Origin of the sequence: Nonomuraea sp. NPDC049141 (assembly GCF_040648415.1) — a bacterium.
Classification (GTDB): Bacteria; Actinomycetota; Actinomycetes; order Streptosporangiales; family Streptosporangiaceae; genus Nonomuraea.
In genome coordinates, this window is record NZ_JBEZDR010000127.1 from 1 (window position 1) to 2,432 (window position 2,432).

The following is a 2,432-nucleotide window of genomic DNA, read 5'->3' on the forward strand; positions in this document are numbered from 1 at the left end:
CAACGGCCGTCGTTCGACATCATCCCCACCAGCCTGCGGGACCTGTTCGGCTACCGCGCCGCGTTCCGCTGCACCACCCCGAACAGCTCGAACATCGTGCTTGGTCACGGCTGGGCCGAGCAGGGCTACACCGCCACCGACATCCAGCCCACCAACCAGGGCGCGGCGTACCTGATCGCCGAAGGCGGCATCCCTCGCCGCATCAAGGTCGCCTACCTGTCCGACGCGCAGATCGCCGGCATCGCCGACTACGCCGCGTGGATCCGCCGACCCAACCGACTCACGACCACCGTGCCGGATCTGGCGGTGGCGGCATGACCACCCGCGAACGCGCCAACGCTCGCGCCAACAACCAGCGGGCCGCCCAGTACACCGAGATGTGGATCGTCGGCAGTCCTGAGGACCTGGCCGTGATGATCCAGGCCGCCTCCCGAACCGAGCGGCTCGTCTTCGTGTCCGCACCCCACCAGATGGGCGGGGATGACACCCGCCACCGCCGCTACCTGCGGCTGCGCACCCACTGATCGGCCGACAGGACCGGACGACGCCTGGCAGCAACTGCCGGTCCTGCCGACCTTCCACCAACAGCCCTACCGAAAGGACGTGGCTGCCATGAAGGCTACCCACAACCCACCCACCGTCCAGGTCACACCGGCTGACCTGCTGCGAATGGCTGCCCTCTACCTGCGCCGGCACGGCTGGACCCAGGGCACCTACTACACCCCCACCACCGACACCGTGACCCCGCCGGCCTGCGTCGTCGGGGCTATCGGCATGGCCTGCGCCGGCCGTCCTCTCCTGCACCCGGTCCTCCTCTCGTCCGCCGATGAGGACACCTACCGCCGGGCCATCGCCGCGCTCGTCGACTATCTCGACGCCTTCGCTCCCGTCTTCCACATCGACGAAGACGGTCACCTGCTTGACGAGCACACCGCCCCGTTCTCGTGGAACGACGACCCGGCCCGCACCGCCGAGCAGGTCATCACGGCCCTTGAGAAGGCCGCTGACGAGTGGGACCGCCTTCACATGCAGGGAGGCGAGAACCGGTGAGCACTGTCAAGCACACCTTGACGCCCGTTCGTCCCGCGCAGCGACGTCGGGAGGTCGTCGAGAACGACGAATTCGCCGCCTTCACCCGCCGCATCATCCGCGCCCACGGCCGCCGCGTCGCCACCGGCGACGTCGAAGCCCTCCGCGACCTCGTCGCACTCTCGGCCAACCTCGATCAAGCCATCACCGACGCCGTGATCGGCCTGCGGGCCTTCGGCTACTCCTGGGCCGAGATCGGTCAACGGCTCGGCATTTCCCGCCAGGCCGCCCAGCAGCGCTGGGGAGACCGGCCATGACCACCCTCACCGACATTCCCACCGGCCTGGCCCGCCGCTTCTACGACCCGGCCGGCACCCGCTACGGGTTCCCCACCTTCCCTTTCCAGTCCGCCCCTGACGGGCTGGCCACCCGCCGGCAACTGCGCGCCGCCGGCCTTCGTCCGGGCGGCAATGACCCGGTCGCGCAGATCCTCTGGCGGCGCGGCAAGCGCGTCGCCTACCTCTACCGCCTCGACCTCGCCGCACCCAAACGCGTCGCCACCCCCGCCCAGCGGGAGGCCATCGCTAAGGCGTTGCGTGCCCGGCGGACCTGCCGGGTCTGCGGGCTGGTCCAGCCCTACTACATCCCCCGCCGCTACGGCTGCTGCCTCGACTGCCACGGAGGCCACTGATGCCTGCTAAGACTCCGACCAACCGGGCGACCCGCGTCGAGGGTGTCGTCCTGGTCCTCATCCTCCTCGTTGTTGCCGGCTTCGCCGGAGCCGCTTCTTTCACCCACGTCAAAGACTGGACCCTCGCCAACTCCCCCGCCGGAACCGGGCAGTGGTTCGGCTGGGCCAACGCCGTCATCTCCGAACTCGTCCCCATCGCCGCCCTACTCACCATCCGCCGACGCCGCCGCACCGGTGCTCCGATCGGCTACCCGCTGTTCCTGCTCATCGCCGCCGCCGGCCTCTCCCTCGCCGCACAGTTGGCGGTCGCCAAACCCGGCCCGTCCGGGTGGCTCCTGTCCGCCGTCCCCGCCCTGGCCTTCATGGCCCTGGTCAAACTGGTCCTTGCCCCCACCCCCGCCACCTCGGCGGCCACCACACCGGCCGTCAAGCCGGTCGAGCAGGTCGAACCCATCCGCGTTCAGGTGACCGAGCAGGTCACCACCGAACCGGCACCGCCGGCCATCACTCCCGCACCCGAACCGACCCCAACCCCGGCCGCCCAGCCGGCCCCGGCTGCTGAGCCGGCCGTGACGCCGGCTGTCGAGCCGGAACCCGAACCGGTCACCGCGCCGGCTCCTGAGCCGGTCGACGTCCCTGCCCACCTGCTGCCCATGGCCCGCTTCGCGGCCGTGCAGCACGAACAGTCCACCGGAGCGCCCATCACCCCCGC

At 70.6% G+C, this 2,432-nt stretch carries 5 protein-coding genes and 1 pseudogene; all 6 read left to right on the plus strand.

The window, feature by feature from the left end:
• Positions 1 to 318 (plus strand): annotated as a pseudogene (locus tag AB0B91_RS65045) (hypothetical protein); the annotation flags it as partial.
• Complete coding sequence (locus tag AB0B91_RS65050; RefSeq protein ID WP_357662846.1) at positions 315 to 524, plus strand: hypothetical protein; 210 nt, start codon at positions 315 to 317, stop codon at positions 522 to 524. The pseudogene AB0B91_RS65045 and the gene AB0B91_RS65050, both read left to right, overlap by 4 nt.
• An 88-nt stretch (positions 525 to 612) precedes the next feature.
• Entirely contained in the window at positions 613 to 1,050 is a 438-nt protein-coding gene (locus AB0B91_RS65055) for a hypothetical protein (protein ID WP_357662870.1), read from the plus strand.
• Positions 1,047 to 1,346 carry a hypothetical protein gene (locus AB0B91_RS65060; protein WP_089003159.1) on the plus strand — a complete coding sequence of 100 codons (300 nt, stop codon included), beginning with the start codon at positions 1,047 to 1,049 and terminating at the stop codon, positions 1,344 to 1,346. Before AB0B91_RS65055 ends, AB0B91_RS65060 begins: the two co-directional genes overlap by 4 nt.
• A complete protein-coding gene (locus tag AB0B91_RS65065) occupies positions 1,343 to 1,720 on the plus strand; it encodes an RRQRL motif-containing zinc-binding protein (protein ID WP_357662847.1) in 378 nt (125 codons plus the stop codon). Before AB0B91_RS65060 ends, AB0B91_RS65065 begins: the two co-directional genes overlap by 4 nt.
• On the plus strand, positions 1,720 to 2,432 hold a 713-nt coding region (locus AB0B91_RS65070; RefSeq protein WP_358343009.1), incomplete at its 3' end, for a hypothetical protein. The genes AB0B91_RS65065 and AB0B91_RS65070, both read left to right, overlap by 1 nt.

Coding starts and splice junctions, on each gene's coding strand:
- AB0B91_RS65055 (WP_357662870.1), top strand. CDS start 613: ATGAAGGCTACCCACAACCCACCCACCGTCCAGGTCACACCGGCTGAC.
- AB0B91_RS65065 (WP_357662847.1), top strand. CDS start 1,343: ATGACCACCCTCACCGACATTCCCACCGGCCTGGCCCGCCGCTTCTAC.
- AB0B91_RS65050 (WP_357662846.1), top strand. CDS start 315: ATGACCACCCGCGAACGCGCCAACGCTCGCGCCAACAACCAGCGGGCC.